22 protein-coding genes are annotated in these 23,444 nt (G+C 71.1%); 12 read left to right on the forward strand and 10 right to left on the reverse strand.

The genetic code is table 11. The features are described from left to right. Nucleotides 1-8: 8 nt before the first annotated feature. Together THESUDRAFT_RS04830 and THESUDRAFT_RS04835 are read right to left on the reverse strand one after the other, a co-directional pair. Nucleotides 9-1,235: an IS110 family RNA-guided transposase gene (locus tag THESUDRAFT_RS04830; RefSeq protein WP_040826952.1), complete on the reverse strand. Its 1,227-nt coding sequence runs from the start codon at nt 1,233-1,235 to the stop codon at nt 9-11. A 162-nt stretch (nt 1,236-1,397) separates the two neighbouring features. Beyond that, nucleotides 1,398-1,733: a transposase gene (locus THESUDRAFT_RS04835; protein WP_006903625.1), complete on the reverse strand. Its 336-nt coding sequence runs from the start codon at nt 1,731-1,733 to the stop codon at nt 1,398-1,400. 100 nt (nt 1,734-1,833) lie between these two features. Between THESUDRAFT_RS04835 and THESUDRAFT_RS14945 the strand changes: the two genes are divergently transcribed. The 8 genes from THESUDRAFT_RS14945 (at nt 1,834) to THESUDRAFT_RS04870 (ending at nt 8,730) form a co-directional block, all read left to right on the forward strand. Further along, nucleotides 1,834-1,998, forward strand: coding sequence for a class II fructose-bisphosphate aldolase (locus THESUDRAFT_RS14945; RefSeq protein ID WP_207635419.1), 165 nt, complete (start codon nt 1,834-1,836; stop codon nt 1,996-1,998). 67 nt (nt 1,999-2,065) lie between these two features. Next, the gene (locus tag THESUDRAFT_RS15265) at nt 2,066-2,446 is read left to right on the forward strand and encodes a class II fructose-bisphosphate aldolase (protein WP_083855348.1); all 381 of its coding nucleotides are present in this window, start codon (nt 2,066-2,068) and stop codon (nt 2,444-2,446) included. Between the two features lie 22 nt (nt 2,447-2,468). Continuing rightward, nucleotides 2,469-2,879, forward strand: coding sequence for a PfkB family carbohydrate kinase (locus THESUDRAFT_RS04845; RefSeq protein WP_006903626.1), 411 nt, complete (start codon nt 2,469-2,471; stop codon nt 2,877-2,879). 224 nt (nt 2,880-3,103) lie between these two features. Continuing rightward, nucleotides 3,104-3,976 carry an FAD binding domain-containing protein gene (locus THESUDRAFT_RS04850; protein ID WP_006903627.1) on the forward strand — a complete coding sequence of 291 codons (873 nt, stop codon included), beginning with the start codon at nt 3,104-3,106 and terminating at the stop codon, nt 3,974-3,976. A 13-nt stretch (nt 3,977-3,989) separates the two neighbouring features. Beyond that, complete coding sequence (locus THESUDRAFT_RS04855) at nt 3,990-4,538, forward strand: (2Fe-2S)-binding protein (RefSeq protein ID WP_006903628.1); 549 nt, start codon at nt 3,990-3,992, stop codon at nt 4,536-4,538. Nucleotides 4,539-4,541: 3 nt separating this feature from the next. Beyond that, nucleotides 4,542-6,887: an aerobic carbon-monoxide dehydrogenase large subunit gene (locus THESUDRAFT_RS04860; protein ID WP_006903629.1), complete on the forward strand. Its 2,346-nt coding sequence runs from the start codon at nt 4,542-4,544 to the stop codon at nt 6,885-6,887. A 104-nt stretch (nt 6,888-6,991) separates the two neighbouring features. Continuing rightward, nucleotides 6,992-7,486 (forward strand): SRPBCC family protein, encoded by a 495-nt coding sequence (locus tag THESUDRAFT_RS04865; RefSeq protein WP_006903630.1) that lies wholly within the window; start codon nt 6,992-6,994, stop codon nt 7,484-7,486. A 5-nt stretch (nt 7,487-7,491) separates the two neighbouring features. Then, complete coding sequence (locus THESUDRAFT_RS04870; protein ID WP_006903631.1) at nt 7,492-8,730, forward strand: XdhC family protein; 1,239 nt, start codon at nt 7,492-7,494, stop codon at nt 8,728-8,730. A 101-nt stretch (nt 8,731-8,831) separates the two neighbouring features. Here the strand turns inward: THESUDRAFT_RS04870 and THESUDRAFT_RS04875 are convergent, their stop codons facing one another. Genes THESUDRAFT_RS04875 through THESUDRAFT_RS04885 form a run of 3 tightly spaced genes read right to left on the reverse strand, consistent with a single transcriptional unit; the run spans nt 8,832 to nt 12,709 of the window. Next, complete coding sequence (locus THESUDRAFT_RS04875) at nt 8,832-9,263, reverse strand: DUF2267 domain-containing protein (RefSeq protein ID WP_006903632.1); 432 nt, start codon at nt 9,261-9,263, stop codon at nt 8,832-8,834. Nucleotides 9,264-9,288: 25 nt separating this feature from the next. Beyond that, the gene (locus tag THESUDRAFT_RS12165; protein ID WP_006903633.1) at nt 9,289-10,803 is read right to left on the reverse strand and encodes a 2-oxoacid:ferredoxin oxidoreductase subunit beta; all 1,515 of its coding nucleotides are present in this window, start codon (nt 10,801-10,803) and stop codon (nt 9,289-9,291) included. Further along, nucleotides 10,796-12,709 (reverse strand): 2-oxoacid:acceptor oxidoreductase subunit alpha, encoded by a 1,914-nt coding sequence (locus THESUDRAFT_RS04885; RefSeq protein ID WP_006903634.1) that lies wholly within the window; start codon nt 12,707-12,709, stop codon nt 10,796-10,798. The genes THESUDRAFT_RS12165 and THESUDRAFT_RS04885 overlap by 8 nt, the downstream gene beginning before the upstream one ends. Nucleotides 12,710-12,972: 263 nt before the next feature. Between THESUDRAFT_RS04885 and THESUDRAFT_RS04890 the strand changes: the two genes are divergently transcribed. Further along, nucleotides 12,973-14,256, forward strand: coding sequence for an MFS transporter (locus THESUDRAFT_RS04890; protein ID WP_006903635.1), 1,284 nt, complete (start codon nt 12,973-12,975; stop codon nt 14,254-14,256). A gap of 158 nt (nt 14,257-14,414) precedes the next feature. Here THESUDRAFT_RS04890 and THESUDRAFT_RS04895 read toward each other — a convergent pair whose 3' ends face one another. The 4 genes from THESUDRAFT_RS04895 to THESUDRAFT_RS04905 all read right to left on the reverse strand — a co-directional run bounded on the left by THESUDRAFT_RS04895 (nt 14,415) and on the right by THESUDRAFT_RS04905 (nt 18,156). Continuing rightward, complete coding sequence (locus THESUDRAFT_RS04895; RefSeq protein WP_242823244.1) at nt 14,415-15,551, reverse strand: acetate--CoA ligase; 1,137 nt, start codon at nt 15,549-15,551, stop codon at nt 14,415-14,417. Further along, nucleotides 15,488-16,066: an IS200/IS605 family accessory protein TnpB-related protein gene (locus THESUDRAFT_RS14285; protein ID WP_242823245.1), complete on the reverse strand. Its 579-nt coding sequence runs from the start codon at nt 16,064-16,066 to the stop codon at nt 15,488-15,490. The genes THESUDRAFT_RS04895 and THESUDRAFT_RS14285 overlap by 64 nt, the downstream gene beginning before the upstream one ends. Then, on the reverse strand, nt 16,026-17,099 hold the full coding sequence (locus THESUDRAFT_RS14290) for a hypothetical protein (RefSeq protein ID WP_242823246.1): 1,074 nt from the start codon (nt 17,097-17,099) through the stop codon (nt 16,026-16,028). Before THESUDRAFT_RS14290 ends, THESUDRAFT_RS14285 begins: the two co-directional genes overlap by 41 nt. A 94-nt stretch (nt 17,100-17,193) precedes the next feature. Beyond that, nucleotides 17,194-18,156: an AMP-binding protein gene (locus THESUDRAFT_RS04905; RefSeq protein WP_242823247.1), complete on the reverse strand. Its 963-nt coding sequence runs from the start codon at nt 18,154-18,156 to the stop codon at nt 17,194-17,196. A gap of 307 nt (nt 18,157-18,463) precedes the next feature. On the opposite strand from THESUDRAFT_RS04905, the gene THESUDRAFT_RS04910 reads away from it, so the two are divergent. Further along, the gene (locus THESUDRAFT_RS04910; RefSeq protein ID WP_006903636.1) at nt 18,464-19,333 is read left to right on the forward strand and encodes an enoyl-CoA hydratase/isomerase family protein; all 870 of its coding nucleotides are present in this window, start codon (nt 18,464-18,466) and stop codon (nt 19,331-19,333) included. Nucleotides 19,334-19,351: 18 nt separating this feature from the next. On the opposite strand, the gene THESUDRAFT_RS04915 is transcribed toward THESUDRAFT_RS04910, so the two are convergent. After that, on the reverse strand, nt 19,352-21,505 hold the full coding sequence (locus THESUDRAFT_RS04915; RefSeq protein WP_006903637.1) for a PucR family transcriptional regulator: 2,154 nt from the start codon (nt 21,503-21,505) through the stop codon (nt 19,352-19,354). A 263-nt stretch (nt 21,506-21,768) separates the two neighbouring features. On the opposite strand from THESUDRAFT_RS04915, the gene THESUDRAFT_RS04920 reads away from it, so the two are divergent. After that, a complete protein-coding gene (locus tag THESUDRAFT_RS04920) occupies nt 21,769-22,665 on the forward strand; it encodes an FAD binding domain-containing protein (protein WP_006903638.1) in 897 nt (298 codons plus the stop codon). Beyond that, nucleotides 22,662-23,444, forward strand: coding sequence for a (2Fe-2S)-binding protein (locus tag THESUDRAFT_RS04925; RefSeq protein WP_006903639.1), 783 nt, complete (start codon nt 22,662-22,664; stop codon nt 23,442-23,444). Before THESUDRAFT_RS04920 ends, THESUDRAFT_RS04925 begins: the two co-directional genes overlap by 4 nt.

Consider the following 23,444-nt stretch of genomic DNA (forward strand, 5'->3'; position numbering starts at 1 on the left):
GCGTGGGCTTAGGCGGCGGACATGGGCTTCTCAAGTGTGACCTTGTAACCCAGCGCCTCAAGACGTGCCACGGTCCGCCGGACGGTGGCCTGCTCGTTGAGCCGTTCGAAATGCGCCGCCCCAAGATCGTTATAGCGTGTGCCGTGCTTGATCATGTGGTAGATGATCACCAAGATGCTATGGGCGACGGCCACTTTGGCACGGTTCTTGCCCCGCCGCGCAGCGAGGCGGCGGAATTGGGCCGCCAAGTAGGTGTCGCGTGTCCGCGCCGCAGCCTGAGCCGCGCGGACCAGGGCCGCCCGTAGATAGGCGTTCCCTTGCCCCGTGTTCCCACTCCGGCGCTTTCCGGCACTCTGGTTGTTGCCCGGACAGATCTTGGCCCACGAGGCCAGGTGACGATGCGTCGGGAAGCGGCTCATGTCGACGCCGATCTCCGCCAGGATCTCCTCGCTTGTGCGCCGGGCCAGGCCATCCAGCTCGTCCATCCGCTCCAGGATGGCTTCATAAGGGCGCATGCGCTCGGCGATCTCGCGATCCAAAGCGGCAATCTGCTCATCCAGGAACTCGACGTGGGCCAGCTGTGCAGCCAGCAACCGCCGTTGGTGCGGGCCGATCAAACCCGTCAGCGCTTGGACCAAGCTCTCCCGCTTGCTCCGCAAACGACCCCGGGCCAAATCCGCCAGCTTCTCCGGATCCGTCTCTCCGGCAATGATGGCCTTTAACATCTGCCGGCCGGAGACACCCAGGACCACGCTGGTCACATCCCCGAGTTTGATGTTGGCACCTTCCAGCACCTTTTGGATCCGGTTCGCTTCCCGGGCTTGCTCCTGGATCAAGCTCCGGCGGTAGCGCACCAGTTCCCGCAGCTCCCGCTGGTTGCGATCCGGGATGAAGCTGCCCCGCAGCAGCCCATGCCGGAGCAACTCCGCGATCCACGCGGCATCCTTGACATCCGTCTTGCGACCCGGTACCTGCTTGATGTGTTGCGCATTGACCACCAGGACCTCGATCCCGGAGCCCTCGAGCAGGTTGTAGACCGGCTTCCAGTACACCCCCGTGCTCTCCATGGCCACGTGCGTCACGCCGTGGTGTTGCAGCCAAGCGACCAACTCCAACAACGGCGCCGTCATCGTGCCGAAGGTCCGCGTCTCACGGACCTCCGGGGTGATCACACAACCGGTCACCGTCTGCTTATGCACGTCCAGCCCCGCGCACCGCTCGTGCACCACGTCCACCGCCACCGCCCCCCGTCCCAGGGAACTCACCGGCGTGGCGATCGCCTCGGTCAAGATTCTCCCTCGCGTGCTCCCCCGTGCGGAGGGCAACAGTTCGTGGTGCCGCGCGATCGCCAGGATCAGACTTTTTTGCGGGCTTGCCGGCACCAAGCAAGCTCGATCTCATGCAACCGGTGGCACATACAACTTTGGCTGGACGCCATTTTCGTCCTTCGTGGTGCCGCCGTAGGCGGCATGGAGGACTTTTTTTAGGATTTCACGCTCCTCCCGCAGGATCCGGTTCTCCCGCCGCAGCCGGTTCAGTTCCTCCCGTTCGGCCGTGGTCAACCCGGGGCGCTGCCCCGCATCGATCTCGGCTTGGCGGACCCACTTCCGCAGGCTGGCTTCCGAGACGCCGAGGTCGGCGGCAATCTGCTGGAGCTTCTTCCCGCTCTCCCGGACGAGGCGGACGGCTTCGGCCCGAAACTCGGAAGGGTACGGCGGCTTGGTAGCCGGCATGGGGATCACCCTTTCCGGGGCTTATGCCCCAAGTATCGGGGTGTCCACGAAACCGGGGCAAGTCCATCTGATCTCGTCAGGATCAGTGAAACAGGCTCTGGTGATCGGTGCACTGCGGCACGGTTTCACCTCGGTGGTGGCCGACTATTCTTCCCGGCCCTTCGCCCAAAACGTCGAGCTCACTCGCAAGGTCGTGGAGGCTGCCCACGCGGCCGGCGCGGCCGTGGAGGGGGAGCTCGGCTACGTCCCCCCCACCGGCGAGTAGGCACCGCCAGCCTCGACAGGGGACGGCACAGCCGGGGGGGATACCCGGGACTCCTTCACCCGCCCCGATGAGGGCCGAGGCCGTCGTCGCCCGTACAGGCGTGGACAGCCTTGCGGTATCGATCGGGACGGTACACGGGGCATACCGCGGTGAACCCCAATTGGACCTGGAGCGATTGGAAGCGATCCGGTGCCGGGTTCCGGTACCGCTGGTCCTGCACGGTGGGTCGGGAGTACCGGGGGACTTGCTCCGGGAGGCCATCGCCCGGGGCATTACCAAGATCAACTTCGCAACGGAGTTGAAACACGCTTGGAGTCATACCGTGCGCTCCGCCCTCGCCGGCGCAGCGGCATCGGACCCCAGGCACGTGTCACGGGCGGGGCTTGAGGCCCTCAAGGCCGCCGCGGCGGGAAAGATCCGGCTCTGCGGAGCGAGGGGGCGGGCCTGAGCGATGGACCCGCGTACGGCGCGTGTACGAGCGCCCCGGCGGCAAGGCGGTGAACGTAGCCAGGGTCCTCGGCCAGCTGGGGGTGCGTACGACGGTTGCAGGATTCGTCGGGGGCACGACGGGCCGCCGGATCGATGCCGCGCTGACGGCGTCCGGCTACGAGACGCGCTGGGTATGGATCGACGGCGAGACCCGGCGTTGCGTCGCAAATCCCGTGGGCGCCGGCGATGCCGTGGTGGCCGCCCTCGTGGACGCGAGCCTGCGAGGGTGGTCCTGGCCGGAACGATTGTCTCATGCGGCGGCGGCCACGGGCGCTGTCGTGGCGGCTCCCGTGGCCGGGGAGATCGACGCCGGCGTCTACGGGGAGCTACGCGGGCGCGTACGCCTTAAGAAAATTCGTCGGCCGTGGGCCCAGGAAGGAATTTGTTGTTAAGTCGCGAAGACAACGAAACCGAACCACGGCACCGTGGCTGGGGGAGAAGACACGGGGCGGGGAGCGGCCGACGTTGCTCTCCGTATCGCCGCACAGTCACTGCAGTTCCCAGGTCGTCGCTACATCTCTGGAGGGTCCAACCTTGTCCCGTCCCCAGTGCCCCGTTTGGGCGTGCAAGGCGCCGCTCCCCGCATGCCCGGAAGAATCGCGATAGGGGGAGTGTCATGATTACACCGCCTTTCGACTACGTCGCACCGCGTACGGTGGCCGAGGCGGTGCAACTGTTGCGCAAGCACGGTTACGAGGCCAAGGTGCTGGCGGGCGGCCAGAGCCTCATCCCCATGCTGCGCTTCCGGCTGCTGGAGCCCGCCCTGCTGGTGGACATCAACCGCATCGAGGACCTGGCGTACCTCCGCGAGGAGGACGGGTTCCTCCGCATCGGCGCCCTGACCCGGCACGCCGACGTAGAAAACGCGCCCGGCCTCGAAAAGCGCTACCCGCTGCTGGTCGCCACGGCGCGGGTCGTCGCCGATCCCCTGGTGCGAAACCGCGGGACCGTGGCCGGCTCCCTGGTCCACGCGGACCCTGCCGGCGACTGGGGTGCGGCCATGCTGGCCGCCGGGGCGCAGGTGGTGGTGACGGGGCCGGACGGTTCCCGCACCCTGTCCATCGACGAGTTCCTGGTGGACACCTTCACGACGGCGATGGGCGAGGACGAGCTGCTCACCGAGGTGCGGGTGCCCATCCCGCCGGAGCGGTCGGGTGGCGCCTACCTGAAGCTGGAGCGCAAGCTGGGGGACTTCGCCATCGCCGCGGTGGGCGTGCAGGTCACCCTCAACGCGGCGGGCGAATGCACGCGTGCCGGCATCGGCCTGTGCGCGGTGGGGCCCATCTCCCTGCGGGCCAGCAGGGCGGAGGAATACCTGGTGGGCAAGCCCCTGACGGCGGACACCATCGCCGAGGCCGCCCGGCTGGCCGCGGAGCAGGCCGAGCCCACTTCCGACCAGCGCGGGCCGGAGGAATACAAGCGTGACATGGTGCGGGTGCTGACCCAGCGGGCCCTGCAGGAGGCCGCCGAGCGGGCCCGGGCCGCGTGAGGAGGTGTCGCCGTTGGAGACGATCCGGAAGCGCATCAAGGCGACCGTCAACGGGGTGACGTACGAGCGCGAAGTGGAGCCGCGCCGCCTGCTGGCATACTTCCTCCGTGAAGAACTGGGCCTGACGGGGACGCACATCGGTTGTGACACGACCAGTTGCGGCGCGTGTACCGTGATCCTGGACGGGCGGCCCGTCAAGTCGTGCACGGTGTTCGCCGTGCAGGTGGACGGCAGCGAGATCATGACGGTGGAGGGCCTGGCCCAGGACGGCCAGCTCCACCCGCTGCAGAAGGGCTTCTGGGATCAGCACGGGCTCCAGTGCGGCTACTGCACGCCGGGCATGCTGATGACCGCCTACGCCCTGCTGCAGCGCAATCCGAACCCGACGGAGGAAGAGATCCGGTTCGCCATCTCCGGCAACCTGTGCCGGTGCACCGGGTACCAGAACATCGTCAAGGCCGTCCAGCAGGCCGCGGCGGAGCTCCGGGGGGAGACCCCGGCCGCTGCAGCTGGCGAGGACGTGGCTGTCGCCGCGGAGCCGCAGGCGCGAGGGGGGAACTGACCGATGGCGGTTGCCGAGCGCGTTCTTGGCCAGCCCGTAAAGCGGAAGGAGGACCCGCGCTTCATCCAGGGCGCCGGCCGCTATCTGGACGACATCGTGCTCCCGCGCATGCTCTACATGGCGATCGTGCGCAGCCCCTACGCCCACGCGCGGGTCAAGGCGGTCCCCAAGGAAGCGGCGCTGTCCGTTCCCGGGGTCGTCGCCGTGATCACCGGGGAGGACCTGGAGAAGGCCGGCCTGGCCTGGATGCCCACGCTGGCCGGCGACAAGCAGATGGTCCTGGCAGTGGGCAAGGTGCTCTTCCAGGGCCAGGAGGTGGCGGCCGTGGTCGCCGAGACCCGCGAGGCGGCCTTCGACGGCGCCCACGCCCTGGCGCAGGTGGTGGAATACGAGCCGCTGCCGGTGGTGGTCGACCCGTTCAAGGCCCTGGAGCCCGACGCGCCCATCCTGCGGGAGGACCGGGAGCAGAAGACCAACCATATCTGGCACTGGGAGGTCGGCGACCGCGACCGCACGGAACGCGCCTTCGCCGAGGCGGAGGTGGTGGTGCGGCAGGAGGTCTACTACCCGCGTGTGCACCCCGCGCCGCTGGAGCCTTGCGGCTGCATCGCCGACTACAACAAGGCCACGGAGCGGCTGACCTTCTACGTCACCTCCCAGGCGCCCCATGCCCATCGCACGCTGCTGGCGCTGGTCTCCGGGTTGCCCGAGCACAAGATCCGGGTGATCTCGCCGGACGTGGGCGGCGGCTTTGGGAACAAGGTGCCGGTGTACTCCGGATACGTCTGCGCGGTGGTGGCCTCGTTGCAGCTGGGCCGGCCGGTCAAGTGGGTGGAGACGCGGACGGAGAACCTCCAGAGCACCCACTTCGCCCGCGACTTCCACATGACGTGCGAGATCGCCGCCGACCGCGACGGCAGGGTGAAGGCGCTGCGGGTCAAGACCATCGCCGACCACGGCGCCTTCGACGCCGCGGCCAACCCGTCCAAGTTCCCAGCCGGTCTCTTCAGCATCGTGACCGGGTCCTACGACTTCCCGACTGCCTTCGTCGAGGTGGACGCGGTCTACACCAACACGGCGCCCGGCGGTGTCGCCTACCGCTGCTCCTTCCGGGTGACCGAGGCTTCGTACCTGATCGAGCGGACCATGGATGTCCTGGCCGACGAGCTGGGGATGGACCCGGTGGAGCTGCGCCTGAAGAACTTCATCCCGCCGGAGAAGTTCCCATACCCGTCGCCGCTGGGGTGGACCTATGACAGCGGCAACTACGCCGAGACGCTCAAGAAGGCGATGGACATCATCGGGTACTGGGATCTCCGCAAGGAGCAGGAAGAGAAGCGGAAGCGCGGCGAGCTGATGGGCATCGGCGTATCCACCTTTACGGAGATCGTCGGTGCCGGGCCGGCCCATACCTTCGACATCGCCGGCATCAAGATGTTCGACTCCTGTGAGATCCGCGTGCACCCCACGGGCAAGGTGCTGGTGCGGACCGGCGTGCGGCACCAGGGCCAGGGCCACGAGACCACCTTCGCCCAGATCGTCGCGGACGAACTGGGGATCCCCGTGGACGACGTCCTGGTGGAAGAAGGCGACACCGATACGGCACCTTACGGCCTGGGCACCTACGCGAGCCGCAGTACGCCGACGGCCGGCGCTGCCACGGCCATGGCGGCACGCCGCGTGCGGGACAAGGCACGGAAGATCGCCGCCCACCTGCTGGAGGCGTCCGAGGAGGACGTGGTCTGGGAGAACGGCCGCTTCCACGTGGCCGGCGCGCCCGGGCGGTCGGTGAGCTTCCAGGAGGTGGCCTTCGCCGCTTACACCAACCCGCCCGAGGGCGTGGAGCCCGGTCTCGAAGCCGTCTACTACTACAACCCGCCCAACCTGACGTTCCCCAACGGCGCGTACATCTGCGTCGTTGACATCGACAAGGGCACCGGGCAGGTCAAGGTGCGCCGCTTCGTGGCGGTCGATGACTGTGGCACGGTCATCAACCCGATGGTGGTGGAAGGGCAGGTCCACGGGGGGCTGACCGAGGGCTTCGGCATCGCGTTCATGCAGGAGATCGTCTACGACGAGAACGGCAACAACCTGTCCAGCGATTTCTCCACCTACCTGCTGCCCACGGCCATGGAGACCCCCAAGTGGGAGACGGACCGCACGGTGACGCCGTCGCCCCACCATCCCATCGGCGCCAAGGGCGTCGGCGAGTCGCCCAACGTCGGCTCTCCGGCCGCCTTCGTCAACGCGGTGGTAGACGCCCTCTCCCACCTGGGCGTGCGCCACATCGACATGCCCATCACGCCGTGGAAGATCTGGAAGATCCTGCGCGAGCACGGGATCGAGTGAGGCGGGTTCGCGGAGGGCCGCCGGCAGGCCGGCCGGCGGCCCTCCGGGGCGGGCCCGTGTCCCGCCCCGCAGCCACATCATCCGTAGAGGGGGAGGAGACGGCATTGCACCTGCACTACGACGGTGAACTGACCATCGAGGCCCCGCAGGAGAAGGTCTGGGCGTTCATCAACAATCCCGGCCAGGTCGGTCACTGCCTGCCCGATCTGCAGGAACTGAACGTCAAAGATGACCGTCACTTCGATGCCGTGGTGCGCATCGGGGTCGGCCCCGTGCGCGGCCGGTTCAAGATGGAGGTGGAGCTGCAGCCGGAAGAGGCGCCACGCCGCGGCGGCCTGCGGCTCCGGGGGAGCGGTATGGGGAGCGGGCTCCAGTTGACCGCACGCATCGAGCTCGAACCCGCGGGGGAGGGCGCGACCCGCTTTCGCTGGGGAGCGGACGCGGATGTCAGCGGGCCGCTGGCCACGGTGGGCGGCCGGCTGCTGGACAACCAGGCCCGCAAGATCACCGAGCAGCTCTTCGCCACGATTCGGGCCAACCTGGAGGATCAGGCGGGTTCCGCCTTAACCGGCACGGGTGGCGCTGGCGGGGGGGCCTGAATCCGGTGGAAGTGGGAACGGCGGGGCGACCTGACGCAGTTCTGGCCCGGGCGGCGGCGTTGCGGGCCCGGGGCCATTCCTTCGCCCTGGCTACGGTGATCCGGCGACGTCCCCCCGTTTCGTCCAGAGCGGGGGACAAGGCGCTGATCACCGCGGACGGTCGTATCGAGGGCTGGATCGGGGGCAGCTGCTCCGAGTCCATCGTCCGGCGGCAGGCGCTGGCGGCGCTGGCCGACGGGCAGCCGCGCCTCATCCAGATCCGTGTCGACGTACCGGCCGATGCCGCCACCGCCGAGGAGAGCGACGAGGGGCAGGAACCCGGAGCGGCCGGCGGGGAGGGGGACGCCCGGGTCGTCACCGTCGCCATGACCTGCCCCAGCGGCGGCGAGGTGGACGTATACATCGAGCCCTTCGTTCGGCCGCCCCAACTGATCGCGTGCGGCGATACGCCCCTCGCCTACGCTCTGGTGCAGATGGCCGCCATGGTGGGCTTCGAGCCCGTGCTGGTGTACGGCCGGGAGGCGCCGCCGGAAGCTGCCGTGCCCGGCGGGCGGGCCATCTCGGTGGATGCCCTGGAGGACTTCGAGCCGGTGCCGGAAGCGTACGCCGTCGTGGCGACGATGGGGCACTTCGACGAGGAGTGCCTGCAGCGCTGGCTCGCGGCCGGCGTTCCCTACGTGGCGCTGGTGGCCAGCCGCAAGCGGGCGGCGGCCGTCAAGGAGGTGCTGGCCGGGGCGGGCGTGCCGGCCGCCGATCTGGAGCGGGTCCGCAATCCGGCCGGCCTGGACCTGGGGGCCGTCACCCAGGAGGAAATCGCCGTCTCCATCCTGGCCGACATCATCCGGCAGCGGCGGGCCCGCTTGCGGGCCCACGCGGGGATGGTCGTCGGCGATGAGGTCGCTGCCAGACTCGGGGCCGAAGGTGCCGGTACGGCAGCGGGCGCCGCGGAGAGAGCCGCCGAGCAACCCGCGGCTTCCACGACCCACACGGCCTCCCGGCCCGTCTCGACCGGCGCTGCAACGCAGGTGGCTGCTGCAGCATCCGGGTCAAGGGCGGCGTCAGACGGGGCGGCAAGGGAGGCCGAACTTCCCGCCGTCGCTCGCGATCCGGTGTGCGGCATGGAGGTCGTGCCCGGGGAAACCCGCCACGTGGCCGAATACGAGGGGCGGCAGTATTACTTCTGTTGCCCCCATTGCAAGGCCACCTTCCTCAAGGATCCGGAGCGCTACGTCGAAAGCGCCTGATGGCAACCGCACGTGACGGCACAATCCCCAACCGCCACGCCGGGACCTGTCGGCCGCCAAGGCCGACAGGTCCCGGCATTCTTGTTTGACTGGCAGGCCGCTCAGGCGCTGTCCCACCAGTCCCGGATCTCAGGAGGGAGGGCGGCTCGCACGGCCTGCTGGGTGCCCGCATCGAGCCGCTCCTTGAGGGTGGCGAAGACCGCCTGCATCCGGGTGGCGGCGTCGTCGTCCATGTACGCGGCCACCAGATCCAGGCCGCCCACCGTCTGGTCGTAGCCGTACTCGGTGTCCATGTGGTTGACCAGCGGCCCTACGAAGACCTGGCGGTCGATCAGCGGGTCCGGCCGGTCCGGTGCCCGTGCCAGTTCGGCCGCCAGCTCGGCCGGCAGGGCGGCCGCCAGGGCGCCCGCGGCTTGCCGCCCCAGCACTTGGGCCATGCTCTGCAGGGTCATGCGGGTGGCGGCCGCCGCCTCCTCAGACGATCCCATCCGCCCGCGCCGCTGTACCGCCTGGTAGATCTCCCGCGCATCCACGCCAAGGACGCCTCCTCCGAAGGACTCAGAAGAACTCGGCCTTGAGCCGCTCCAGCCCCTCCTCGCCCAGCTCGTCCAGCGGGCGTTCCACGATGGGTGGGTCTACGGGGAGCCCGGGGACCCGCTCCTCGTAGGCCGGGACGGTGTCATTGCGCCACAGGATGCCGATGGGGATCCGCTCCCCCCACTCGTTGCACTTCGCCCAGGCCGCCTCGGGGTCCGTGGGGTCGTGCCCCTCCTCCTCCACGGAATAGGCCCGCTCGGCGTACCAGTCGTAGGTGTTCAGCTTGTTGAAGGTCACGCAGGGCTGGAGCACGTCGATCAGGGCGTAGCCGCGGTGCCGGATGGCGGCGGCGATGATGTCCGCCAGCTGGTTGGGCTGGCCGGCGAACCCCCGGGCGATGAAGCTCGCCCCGGCGGCGAAGGCGACCCGCGTCGGCAGCACGGGGTCCTCGGGCGCGCCGGTGGGCGAGGTGGTGGTCTTGAACCCCCGCTCGCTGGTGGGCGAGTACTGGCCCTTGGTCAGGGCGTAGATCTGGTTGTTCTCCACGATGTCCACCAGGTCCACGTTCCGGCGCATGGTGTGCAGCCAGTGGTTGCCGCCGATGCCGTAGCCGTCGCCGTCGCCGTGGACCACGATGACGTGGAGCTTCGGATTGGCCAGCTTGATGCCCGTGGCCACCGCCAGAGGCCGGCCGTGGATGGTCATGAAGCCGTTGGCGTTGATGTAGTCGGGCAGCTTGCTGCCGCAGCCGATGCCGGAGACGATCATCACCTCGTGGGGCCAGATCTCGAGGTCCACCAGCGCCTTCTTCAGGGCGGTGAGGATGCCGAAGTCGCCGCAGCCCGGGCACCAGGTGGGCCGGTGGTCGCTGGCGTAGGCCTTGACAGTGAGCCGCTCCGCCCGGTCGGCCACGGCCGCGCGGGCGCCCGTGCGGGCTCCCCCCGCGGCAGCCCGCGCCCCGCCCAACCCGGTGCCGGTGCCCCCCGCCTCGCCGCCGCGGAACGCGGCGGGCGGGACCTGGGCCGCGGGCCCGTCGCCCTCCCCTCCCTCACCGGACGAACCGGCCCGCGCGAGGCCGTCGCCCCCGGTCCCGCCTCGGGCCGGCCGGCCGCCGAAGGCCGCGACCGCACCGGATCCCGGGTGGTCGGCGTCCGCCCTCCCTGCGTCGGCCCGGCCCGCGCCGCCGGCCTCTGCACCGTCCGCCCCCATGGGCGGAGCCTCCCCCTCGCGACCGGCACCGCGGTCCGGGTCGACCCGCTGCGCCCTGCCCCAGCCGCCGCCGTGGGGCGAGGCCGGCCGCTTGACCGCCCCGTGGAAATCGTTAGCGGCCCCGGTGGCCGCGTTCGTCCCACCGGGCGTCCCAGGCCGGGCAGCGGGGCTTGTGCCGGCGGCCTTCCCAGCGCCGGGGGCTGCGCCGGTGACGCTCGTCCCCTCGGCGTGGGGGCCCGTGGGCTGGCCACCCTGTCCGGCCGAGACAGCCGGGGGCACGCCGGGGGCCATCCCGTTGCCCGTACCCCGTTCCTGGTCTTCAGGCATGGACCGGCACCTCCCCTTCGATCTGGGTCAGGATCTCCTGGGGCGCGATGGGCCGTCCGTCGAACTTGTTCACCGTGGCGTGGACCTCGAACCCCGTCATCATGCGCAGCAGTCGGGCGAACTGGCTGGTGTAGTTCTGCTCAACGGCCACGGCCCGGCGGATCTTGGGCAGCTCGGCCAGGGTCCGCTCCACCGGGAAGGGCCAGATGTCGGTGAAGTGCAAGAGGTTCAGGCGGGCCCCCTCGCCCTTGTCACGGTTGAACAGGTCGACCGCCTCCCGGCAGGGCCCGTAGGTGGAACCCCAGCAGATCAAGGTCAGGTCCGCGTCTTTCGGCCCGTACCAGGTGGGCCCGCGCATCTCCGCCTGGGCGGTGTCCAGCTTGCGCATGCGCTTTTCCATCTGCTGCCGGCGGTTGCGGATTTCCTCGCTGATGTGGCCTTCCTCGTCGTGCTCGTCGGTGGTGATGGCGTAGACCGCCAGGGGGTGACCGGGGATGGCCCGGGGCGAGATGCCGTCGTCGGTGTCCTTGTAGCGCAGGTAGGGCCCGTCCAGCCGGTCCAGCTGCTCGTGGGTCAGGGTGGTGGCCCGGTCGTGGCGGACGTCCTCCCAGCGGAAGGTGTCCGGGTCCACCGAGCGCAGGTGGTTCGACAGGAACTGGTCCAGCAGGACGATGACGGGCGTCTGGTAGTGCTCGGCGAAGTTGAAGGCCCGCACCGCCGCCTCGAAGCACTGGTCCACGGTGCCCGGGGCCAGGACGATGCGGGGGAACTCGCCCTGGGAGGCGTGGATCGCGAAGAGCAGGTCGCCCTGCTCCGTCCGGGTGGGCAGGCCCGTGGAGGGGCCGCCGCGCTGGGAGACGACCAGCACCACGGGGACCTCGACCATCCCGGCCATGCCCAGGGCCTCGACCATCAAGGAGAAGCCGCCGCCCGAGGTGGTGATCATGCTGCGGGCACCCGCGTGGCCGGCGCCGATGGCCATGCAGATGGCGGCGATCTCATCCTCGGCGTGCTTGGTGACGATGCCGAGCTCGTCCGCGTGGGCCACCATCCACTCGAACAGGCTGGTCCCGGGGGTCATGGGATAGGCGGCGACGAACCGGCAGCCGGCCGCCACGGCGCCCAGGGCGAAGGCGTGGTTGCCGTGCAGCACCATGCGGCGCGTCCGGCCTCCCGGGTCGGGCAAGGTGTAGGGGAAGTCGCCCGCCGCGTCCCGGGCCAGCTTCCACCCTTCCCGCACCACCTTGAGGTTGGCCTCGACCACCCGGTCGCCCTTGCTGGCGAAGTTCTCCTTGATGACCGATTCCAGGTACTCGATGTTGTAGTTCATCAGCCCCGCCGCCGCGCCCAGGGCCGCGGTGTTCATCATCACCTTGCTGCCGTGCTTTTTGGCCACCTCGCCCAGGGGCAGGGGCACGGGCTGGACGTGGTGCCGCCGCAGCGCATCGGCGTCCACGTGGCGGAATTCCTCGTCGTAGATCACGGCGGCGCGGGGTGCCAGGTTGTCCAGGTGGATCTTGATGGTCTCCTCGGTCAGGCCGATGAGCACGTGAACCGGATCCGCGTGGGAGTACAGCGGCCGGTCCGCCACCCGGACCTGGTAGAAGTTGTGGCCGCCGCGGATCCGTGAGCGGTAGTCCGTGACGCTGAAGACGTGCAGGCCGCTGCGGGCCAGGGCCTTGGTGAAGCCGGCGCCGCTGGACTCCACGCCCTGGCCGGCATCGCCCCCGATGGTGATGCTCAGGTCCAGGGTGCCGGCCCCCGGGGTGCCGGCCCGGCGCGCCCCGGGCGCCACGGCCAGGGCCGCGCCGGCTCCGCGGGGTCCGGGCTCTGGTGCCAGGGACCCGACGGCCGCAAGGCGGGGCGTGGATCCGTGACGCTGGGTCCGGCCGTGATCGGCGGACATGGGCAACCCTCCCCAATGCGCTGGCACTGGTCAGGATGCCGAAACGGGGGGCGATTATACCCGCCGGCGGGCGGCGGCCGGGCGCGCGGCACTGCCGTTGCGGGGTGGGGGAACGGGGCGCCGGAACGGGGCGCCGGCCGGCTGGGTGGGCCTTCCTGCCTGGATGGACCTTCCCATTGGTCCGGTGGGGCGGCTGGGCTACCATCAGTCGTAGACTGCCGGCGCGGCCGCCGCCGGCCGGCGGAGAGGAGACGGAGCGAAGGATGACCCCGGCCTTCTGGGCCCTGGCCGCGGGGCGGTTCATCAGCGCCCTGGGCGACGGCTTCTTCTTCCCCTTCATCGCCGTGTTCCTCCAGCGGGTCCACGGCCTTCCCCCGGAGCAGGTGGGGTTGATCATGAGCACGGCCGGGCTGTTTTCCCTGGCCGCCCGCATGCCGGCGGGCTGGCTGGCCGACCGGTTCGGCTTCAAGCCGGTGGTGGTGGCGGGGCTGGCAGGGGCCGGCGTGGCGGTGATGCTGGCCGGCTGGGCGCCCGGGCCCTGGGCCTTCGCCTTCTGCTACGCACTGATGAGGGCCATGGTCTGGGGGTCCTTCCCGGCCCTGCTGCACGGTGCGGGACTGCTGGTCCCGCCGCGGCGCCGGGAGGAGGCCTACAGCATCATGAACCTGCTGTCCAACGCGGGGATCGCCATCGGGCCGGTGCTGGGCGGCTACGTGGTGAACCGGGACATCCGGCTGATCTTTCTGATGGATGGGCTGTCTTTCCTTGCCTTTTCCGTCATCGTGGCCCGCTGGGTCCCGGCGCTGCGCGAGGGGACGGCAGGAGGCGGAGCCCGGCCGCGTCCTGCCGGCGGCGGTCCCGGGGCCGCCTTGCGCCGGGCACTGCAAGGGTTCCTGGCGTTCTTCCCGCCCCTTTCGCACACGGCCTTCTGGCAGCTGGCGGCCGGCGCTTTGATGATGAACCTGATCTACAGCCAGATGGGGTCGAACCTGCCCCTGGACCTGAACCGGCGCTTCGGCCCCGTGGACTGGTACGGCTGGCTGTGGACCCTCAACGGCACCATGATCGCCCTGCTGCAGTACCCTGCCACCCGCTGGCTGCAGCGGTACAGCCCGCGGCCGCGGCGGGTCGTGGCGGCCTTGCTCTATGCGGTGGCGGCCCTGCTGATCCTGGTGGCCAAGCCGGTGGGGCCGTTCCTGGCGGCCTTTGCGGTGTTGACCGTGGGGGAGATCATGTTCACCCCGCTGCTGCAGGCGGGCGTGGCCGCCATGGCGCCACCCGGTCAGGGCGGCCGGTACCAGGCGGCGGCCAGCCTGCTTTTCGGCATGGGCTGGACCCTGGGGCCGCTGGTGGGCGGGGTGCTGCTGGGCTCCGGGGGCCCGGGGCTCCTCTGGCCGGCCATGGCCGCCCTGGGCGTGCTCGCGGCGGCGGTGTTCGGCCTGGGTGCCCTGGGAGCGGGAGGCGGCGCCCGGCGTCCCCGGAGCACCAGCGGCCCGGCGCCGGCAGGCCGGGCGGCGGGCGGAGCCGGAGCCCCCGCCGCCCGGTGACGCGCCCGGCTCGGCCCGCAGCTCCGCGAGGCCTCGCCCGGAGCACCCCGGAACCGGCGCCCCAAGGGGCATTGGCCCGGCCCCGGGCCCGGAGGCTTCGGGCCTTCCCCGGGCCGGTGCCACCCCCGTGCCACGGCCGGAAGGGCCGGTTCGTCCCGTCAACTCCCGGCCGCGTCCGACTCCAGGCTGGCCCGCATGGCCTGCCACGCCTGGCGGGCCTGCTCCACCGCCCCTTCATCCTCGATGGTCGAGATGTCGCCGGGGTCGCGGTCCAGCACCACCGCCTTCAGGACCCGCCGCATGATCTTGCCGCTGCGGGTCTTGGGCAGCAGGGGCACGAAGTGGAGGTCGCCGATGACGGCCACGGGGCCCAGGTGGTGCCGGACGGTGGCGATGAGCTCGTCCCGCAGGGCGGCGGACGGCTCGTAGCCCCTCTTGAGGACGATGAAGGCGACGATCACCTCGCCCCGCACCGGGTCCGGGCGGGCCGTCACCCCCGCTTCGGCCACGGCCGGGTGGCGCAGGAAGGCCGTCTCCACCTCGATGGTGCCGATGCGGTGGCCGGCGATCTTGATGAGCTCGTCGCTGCGCCCGCTGAACCAGACGTAGCCGTCCTCGTCCATGGCGGCCGCATCGCCGGTGAAATACACGCCGGGGATGCTGCCCCAGTAATCGGAGGCGTACCGCTCGGGATCGCCCCACAGCTCGGCCGTCAGGCCGGGGAAGGGCCGGGTGATGACCAGCACGCCCTTCTCGCCAGGGGCGCAGGGTGCCCCTTCCGGCGTCCGCACCTCCACCTGGCGCCCCGGCAGGGCGATGCCGGCCGAGCCCGGCTTGATGGGCAGCAGGCCGATGCCGTAGGGATTGCCGATCACCGGCGCCCCCGTTTCCGTCTGCCACCAGTGGTCGATGACGGGCACCCGCCCGCCGAAGACCTGGTTCTGCAACCAATCCCAGGCCGGCGGGTTGAGCACCTCTCCCGCGCAGAACACCCGCTCCACCGAACGCAGGTCGAACCGGCAGGCCGGTTCGGTGCCGTAGGCCATCAGCATCCGCACGGCGGTGGGCGCGGTGAAGATTCCCGTCACCCGGTTCTCCTCCAGGATCCGGTAGAAGGTCTCGGGTCCGGGGTAGTCCAGGGCGCCCTCGTAGGCGATGGTCGTGCACCCCACCAGCAGCGGCGCGTAGACGATGTACCGCTCCTCAAAACATAGGCGTTTATTGCATCCACCTATGACGCCGGGCGAACGGCGCTCCCGACGATTCGCGCCGGGGGATCGCACCCCGGCCCCCAAGCCAGACCATCCCACCCGGGGCCGTGCGGCGCGGAAGCCGCCGGTGCCCGGGTGGATCGGGGTTCCCCCCGACCTGGGGCGTCCTCGGAGGACCGCTCGTAAAGCCGGTGCGCCCGCTTGCCGCGCACCGACGGGGCGATGCGCCGCCAATCGCTCCAGACGTGCCGCCCTCGATTCCTCGCGGGTAGAGGGCGGGCGGTTCCGGAGCGCAAGCGCTCGCCCAAACCAAGGCCCCGGCGGGCAATCGCCACCGCCGCGGCGGCGTGGGGCGACAGTCCGTACCGGGCCATAAACTTGACCTTGCCAATCACGCTGGTGAAGGCCGGGTTGACCCGGATCACTTCCACGCCTTCCCGGGCGGCCCGGGAGAGCAGCAGGGTCATGAACGCGCCGTAGGCAAAGGCGGACAGCATCCGGGCGTACCGATCGCCCTCTTCTCGAAGACGAGCCTTCTTCTCCCGAAAATCCAGCCGCTCAACGACGATGGGCTTGCCGGCGCCCTTTGCCCATGCCACCAGGTCCGCCACCACCTCGCCCAGGATGGCCTTCACCTGCCTCCCGGCGTTTGCCTTGAATCTGAAACCGGATGTCGCGAGCCGCCACGGGGTTGCCGAAGCGGTCGACCTCCGCCACGGCCAGCCGGTCGGGATTCAGATCCGCGCCAAGGGCGCCAGCCCTCCGCGAGGTGGTGATCGGAGCCGCGGGCCGTTCGGTGGTGGCGAAGACATACCACGCGCCGTTTTGCCGGACGAACCGATAGCTGATGGCTTGCCCGGACGCAAGGGCCGCCAGGATGACATCCTGTCCATGGGGGAAGCGGATGCCGTGTAGCCAAACATGCCGCCCAAAGCGGCCGGCCAGGGCGTTGGGCACCCGAAGGCGCAAGCTGTCGCCAAAGAGCGAGCACGTTTGGTTGCCGCTCATCTCGTCTTTGGAGCCGATGCAGAAGAAGCCTTGGCTTCGGGCATCGCGCCATGCCTTGCGCCATTCGTCGTGGGAAGCCAAGCCGTTCTCTGCAAGGTGGAACTGCCGGTGAAACAAACGCCGTGAGCCAAAGCAAATCGGCGGCAATCCCGTCCGGGCTTTTGCCGTTTCAAGGCGGGCGCGAAGCATCGCCAGCCGTCGCTTCTTCTGGTGCAGCCGAAAGCGGATCCGGCGCCGGCGCTCCGCCCGATCTTCGGGCGAAAGGGCAGCCCAGCGCCCCTTCCCCGCTGCCAAAGCTTTCTCCTGCTTGTGGAGCTTGGCAATCGCTCGTTCCGTGGCTTGAATCTGGCCGCGCAGGTTGGCCTGATGGTGCCGAAGACTTTCCTCCGCCGCCTTCACCTTGGCCTGGAGTTCGGTGGCCAGCGCGTTGAAGTGGCGGGCTGTGATGCCGTAGCGGGCAATGTATTCCCGCTTGCATTCGACAAGGGAACGCTTCCGCACATAGACATCGACAAACAACCGGCGCAGCAGGCGACCGTACAGGGCGGCGATGGCGTCCAGCACGGGATAAACAGACGGGTCTTGAATCTTTGTCTGAAAGGTCGCCTGCATCGGCCCGATCATCCTCCTTTCCCCAGGGTACCAAACATGTGTTCCGTCCGCCAGCCGAAAGTGGGGGGATGTCGGAGGTGGGGGCACAGTGCTGCGAAAGATTCGCCTACGGCTGATAAGAGGTGACGATGGAACGGTAAGCAGCTACGAGCCCGTGGCCCACGATCCAGCCGATGTCCGAGGTCGACCACCAGATGTCTCCCGGCCGGAGCCCGAAGCCCATGGTGGCGGCGTTGTAGACCCCCACCTGGTAGGCTCCCTGGCTGTGGACCACCAGCTTGGGCTGGGCCGTGGTGCCCGACGTGGCGAGGATGAAGGCGGGCTCGTTGGCCTCCATCCACTCCACCTCGGGCGAGCCGTCGGCGGCCAGGGAGAGGAACTGGTCCCAGGTCATGTCGCGGCCCGGGGTCAGGGCGAGGCGGCGGCCGCTGCGGGGCAGGACCACCACCCGCTCCACCGGGCAGCCCGGCGTGGCCAGGGCGTCCAGGACCAGCCCCCAGAGGTCGACTTCCCGGCCCTTGCGCCAGGTGACGTCGGCCGTGACCAGCACCCGGGCCCCGGCCAGCTGCATGCGCTGGGCCAGGGCGGCGCTGCCGAAGCCGGCGAACACCACCATGTGGATGGCGCCGATGCGGGCGCAGGCCAGCATGGTGCAGATGGCTTCAGGGATGGTGGGCATGTAGAGGGCCACCCGGTCGCCGCGCTGCACGCCCAGTCCCCGCAGGGCGGCCGCCACCTGCCGGACCTGGTGCCAGAGCTGGGCATAGGTGTACACCCGCCGCTCGCCCCGCTCGTTCAGGGCGATGAGGGCCGCGTGGCCGCCCCAGTCCCGTTCCAGGTGGACGTCCAGGGCGTTGTGGGCCAGGTTGGTCAGGCCCCCGACGAACCAGCGGAAGGAAGGCGGCTCGGGCTGGAAGACCCGGTCCCACGGGCGGAACCAGGGCAGCTTGCGGGCTTCGCGGGCCCAGAATCCCTCCCAGTCCGCCAGGCCCTCTTCGACCCGCCGCCGCACCAGCGGGTTGAGTCCCGGCAGCGGGACCGGGGCGGCCTCGGAAGGCATGCCGTCCATGACGCTCTCCCCCCGGTGGGGGCGGGCCGGTACCCGCCCCCGCGTCATCCTGGGGCGGCCATTCGGGGTCCGGCCTGCCCGATCCTGCCAGGACCGGGCCGCCCGAAGGGGGTGCCGCCAGAGTTGTCAAGAGTTCACAAGGGTCTGCGGGGTCCCTGGTGGAACCCTTTGGGAAGTCTCGCCGGACACCGGGCGCTGGACGGCCGGCGCCGAGGATGAAAGCGCCGGGAGTGAACATGGATGCGGCGCCGGCCGGACCGGCGCGGCGCTGCGGCGGGACGCCGGGGCCGTGGAAGGGGGCGAGGACTTGGGGTTTTTGCGGGTCGACGAGGACGGTGCCGTGGTGACCATCACCATCGACCGTCCCGAGCAGCACAACGCCATCAGTTTCGCCATGTGGCGCGACCTGGGGGGCATCCTGGACCGGCTGGCGGAGGAAGCCCGCCGGTACAGCGACCTGCGGGTGGTGATCCTGCGGGGTGAGGGCGGGCGGGCCCTTTCCGCCGGGTCGGACTTGAAGGAGTTCTCCACCATGACCATCGACGAGGTGCGCCGCTGCTTCTTGACCATGGAGCAGACCATCAGCAAGGTGGAGCGCCTGCCGTATCCGGTGATCGCGGCCATCGGCGGCTACGCCCTGGGCTCGGCCTTCGAGCTGGCCTGTGCCTGCGACCTCCAGGTGGCCTCGGAGCGGGCCCAGGTAGGGATGCCGGTCGCCCGGCTGGGCATCATGCTCAGCCCCGAATTCACCCGGCGGCTGGTGGCCCTCATGGGGCCCAACCAGGCGAAGGACCTCCTCTTCACCGGCCGCCTGCTGAACGCCGCTGAGGCCCGGGCGGTGGGCCTGGTGACCCACGTGGTGCCCCACGAAGAGGTCGATCCCTTCGCACGCCGGCTGGCGGAGAACATGGCCCGCCTCTCGCCGTCGTCCATCCGGGCCGCCAAGCGCTCGGTGCTGTTGTCCCAGCCCGCTCCGCCGCCCGATCCGGCCGGTGAGCCGGTGCCCTATTACATCGACGAGGACGACTTCCGCGAGGGCGTGCGGGCCTTTCTCGAGAAGAGGGCGCCGCGCTTCGACCGGCCGGCCCGCCCGCTGCGCCCCGCGCTCTCCCCGGATTCGCCCTGCTCCACCGGCCCGGCCGAGGGCAACGGTCACCGGCCCGAAGCGCCGCGGTGACCCAAGGGGCCCGCCGGCTCACGGACCTTCCTGGCCGCTCCGTCCCAGGGAGGGCCGGCCGGGACCCGGGCCGCCGGCTGCGGCGTCGCGCGGTTCCCGGGGGGGCCCTTCCCATGCCGGCCCGCCATCCAGCAGCGGCAGGGCGCGAAGGGCCACCTGCAGGCTCAACAGCTGGTCGGGGTCCTTCAGGTCGAGACCGGTGATCTGCCGGATCCGGCCCAGCCGGTAGGCCACGGTGTTGTAGTGGGTGTAGAGGGCCTGCGCCATCCGCTTCATGTTGCCGCCGTAACGGAAGTAGGCCTCCAGGGTCTCCAGCAGCTTGCCGTCGTGGCGGCGGTCGTAGGCCAGCAGGGCGCCCAGGTAGTCGGCCACGAAGCCGGCCAGTTCCTCCCGGGGCTGGTGGTGCAGCAGGCGCAGGATGCCCAGTTCGGCAAAGAACTGGACGGGCTCGGGGGTTCGCCCGCTGCCGCGCCCGGGGGAGCCGCCCGGGAGGCCGGCTGGGGCGCGGCGGGAGGAGCGTCCTGGGACGCCGGCGGCAGGGCGGCCGGTGATGCCGGCCTGCCCTGTGATGCCGGCCCGGCCGGTGATGCCGGTTCCTTCGGCCCTGGTGTCCCGGTGGGCGGCCGTGGCCCGGACTGCCTGAAGGGCGGTGCGGGCCTCCCGGTAGCTGCGGGCCAGGGCAGCGGGGCCGGGCGCCACCCGCCCTACACCTGCGGCGGCCACCGCCGTCCCGTCCCCCCAACTGGCGGGCGATCCCCCGCCGAGCGCTCCTGCCGGCCCGCCGTCCCGGACCGGCCGCCGCCCGTCGGGTCCGGGCGCTGCGCTGGTGGCAGGAGGGATGCCGGCCGCGGGGCCATGGCCAGAAGGCAGCGGGCCGCGCGACCCCCGGGCTGTACCGGTGCTGGAGGCATAGGAACGCAGCACCGCCTTGGCCACCGTCAGGATGCGGTGACGCCCGGCCGGACCCGCCGGGTCGCCCGGGATCAGGGCCACCACCAGGCCGTCGCGGATGCCGGCCACCGGCTCGCCGCCCTCCATGGAGAGCACCATCTCCGCCGCCCGCAGCAGGGGCTGCAGCTCCCGGTCGGGGCCGGGTTCGTCCCGGGGCGAGGAACCGGCGCTCCCACGGGCCGGCTGCCCGGCGGCCGCGTCCTGCCGACCGGCCGCCGGTCCGGGGCCGGAGGGTGCCAGGGGGCCGAAGACCACCACGGTGTGGGGGCGGTTCAGGTCCCAGCCCAGGGCGCGGCACCGCTCCGCCAGTTCCGCCGGGTGGGGCAGATCACCCGACAGCAGCCGGTCCAGGAACTCCGTCCGGAAGCGGCGCTGGACTTCCACCACCGCCGCCTGCTTGCCCCACTGCAGCGCCAGAATGGCGGCCCCCCTCTCCAGCAGGCCGGCTTCCACGGCCAGGGGAGGGCGGCCGGGTGAGGCCGCGCACAGGGTCCCGAAGAACCGGTCACCGGAGGCGACGGGGACCCGCCAGGCCGGGCCGCGCTGAAGTCCGGCCGCGGGGTCCGGGGTGACGGTCGCTGGGGTACCGCCTTCCTGCAGGGCCGGTGGCGGGCCCGGCAGCCCCGGCACGGCCTGGCTCACCAGGGCTCCTGCGGCGTCCTCGATCCACACCGGGCGGGCCAGGTGGCGGGCCACCACGGCACACAGGTCGTCCAGGCTCGCCCCCCGCAGGACCAGGTCGAGCAGTTCCCGCTGGAGGCCGTCGGCGGCCAGGGTGGCCGCGGCCTGGCGGTGGGCGATGGCCTGCATCACCGGGCCGATGACCTCGGAAAAGGAGAGATGGTAGGGGATCTCCAGCAGGGGAAGACCGCACTCCTCGGCCTGGCGGATGGCTTCACCCGGGACCTCGGCCATGTAGCGGCGGGGCTTGATGCCCAGGCCCGCCGCTCCTTTGGCTGCGAGGCCGGGAACGAGCGCCGCCAGGTGGCCCGGGTCGTCCCGGAAGGTGAAACCGGTGGTCAGAAGAAGCTCGCCTTCCAGCACCCAGTCGACGATGTCGGGCACCTCGATGACGTTCACCAGGCGCACCGGCCGGTGCAGCGATCCGTTCCCGGCCAGCACCCTGATCTCGCGCAGCGGCTCCAGGCGCAGCACCTCGGCCAGGGTCACGGCGTCGGCGGCCCCGCCGGGAGCCGGGCCGCCGCCGGCACACCCCGTCATCCCCATCCCTCCCCCAGGCGTCTTGCCTCGTACGAACCGGCTTGCCCCCCTTGAGCGGGCTTCCCGCACCAAGAGGGTCTTTGGCCCGCCCCCCGGCGGTTTCCTGCCGTAGGTGCCCGTACCCTCGTAAAAAATCGCCAACCCGCCTTGATGGTCTTTAGGAAAACCCACCAAAGGGTCGATCGCCCGGAGGGACGAACCCACCGGTACCCTGAAGGGCCGAGAACGCGCCCGGCCATGGGCGGGAGAAAGAGGGACGTGCCATGAAGCCGCCGCGGTTCGCTTATCACGACCCCCGGTCGCTGGACGAAGCTGTGGAGCTGCTGGGCCGGTACGGGGGGGAGGCCAAGGTCCTGGCGGGGGGGCAGTCGCTGATCCCCCTCCTGAATTTCCGCCTCGCCCGGCCCGCGGCGCTGATCGACATCAACCGCATCCCGGGACTCGACTCCCTGACCCTGGCCGGCGGCCGGCTGGAGGCCGGCGCCCTGGTTCGGCACCGGCAGGTGGAGCGGTCGGAGCTGGTGCGCCGCCACTGTCCCCTCCTGGCCGAGGCCATGGGCTGGGTCGGCCATCCGGCCATCCGCCAGCGGGGCACCCTGTGCGGCAGCCTGGCCCACGCCGACCCGGCCGCCGAGATCCCCGCGGTCTGGGTGGCCCTGGACGGCGTGGTGCGAGCCCGAGGGCCGCAAGGTGAGCGGGAGGTGCCGGCGGCCGAGTTCTTCCTGACCTACTTCACCACCACCCTGGAGCCCACCGAGCTGGTCGTGGGCGCCGGGCTGCCCCTCCTGCCGCCGGGCGCCGGTTGGGCCTTCGTGGAGGTAGCCCGCCGCCACGGCGACTTTGCCCTGGCTGCGGTGGCGGCGGTGGTGGAACTCGACGCCCAGGGACGGATCGCCCGGGCCCGGCTCGGCCTGGCGGGCGTGGGGCCGGTCCCCTGCCGGGCCCGCGGGGCCGAGGCCTACCTGGCCGGCCGGGAACCCGGGGAGGCCACCTGGAAGGAGGCGGCCGCCCTGGTGGAAGACGAGGTCGAACCCGATTCGGACCTGCACGCCAGCTCCGCTTACCGGCGCCAGCTGGCGGGTGTGCTGGCTCGCCGGGCCCTGGACCAGGCGGCCCGGCGGGCCGTGGTGCCGGCGAGCGGCGGAGGTGAGGGCCGGTGACGGCAGAACGGTACGGTTTCGGGACCGGCGGACCGGCGCCGCATCACGAAGCGATGGACGCGGCGGGCTCCGCGCGGCAGCCGGCGGGCCCGGCGGAAGCCCGGCCGGACGCGGGGGGCCGGCCGGGGCAGGCCCGTGATGGGCTCGAACGGGCGGCGGGCGAAGGGGACGTCCGGGAGGTGCAACCCGGCTCGCCGGCGGCCGAGACCGGCATGGCCCGGCCGCCCGGGGCCCTAGAGGCTGCCGAACCCCGCAGGGAGATCACTGTCTGGGTCAACGGGATCCGCTACCGGCGGCAGGTGCCGGTGCGCATGCTCCTGGCCGACTTCCTCCGCCACGAGCTGGAACTGACCGGCACCCACGTGGGCTGCGAGCACGGGGTTTGCGGTGCCTGCACCGTGCTCTGGGACGGGGAACCCGTGCGGTCGTGCCTGCTGCTGGCCGTCCAGGCCGACGGCGCCCACCTGACCACCGTGGAGGGCCTGGCCTCCCCCGACGAAAGGCTGCACCCCGTCCAGGAGGCGTTCCGCGAGGCGCACGGGCTGCAGTGCGGGTTCTGCACGCCGGGATTTTTATTGACGGTGGCCGCGTTCCTCCGCGACCACCCGGACCCCGACCCCGATGAGGCGGCCATCCGCGAGGCCTTGTCGGGCAACCTGTGCCGGTGCACGGGCTACCAGCACATCGTGGCGGCCGTCAAGAGGGCGGCCCGCCTGCTGGCCGAGGCCGGGGTGCCCGCGGTGCCGCGGCACCAGCCCGCGGGAGGGGAGGGCGCCTGA

It is taken from the genome of Thermaerobacter subterraneus DSM 13965 (assembly GCF_000183545.2).
GTDB lineage: Bacteria > Bacillota > Sulfobacillia > Thermaerobacterales > Thermaerobacteraceae > Thermaerobacter > Thermaerobacter subterraneus.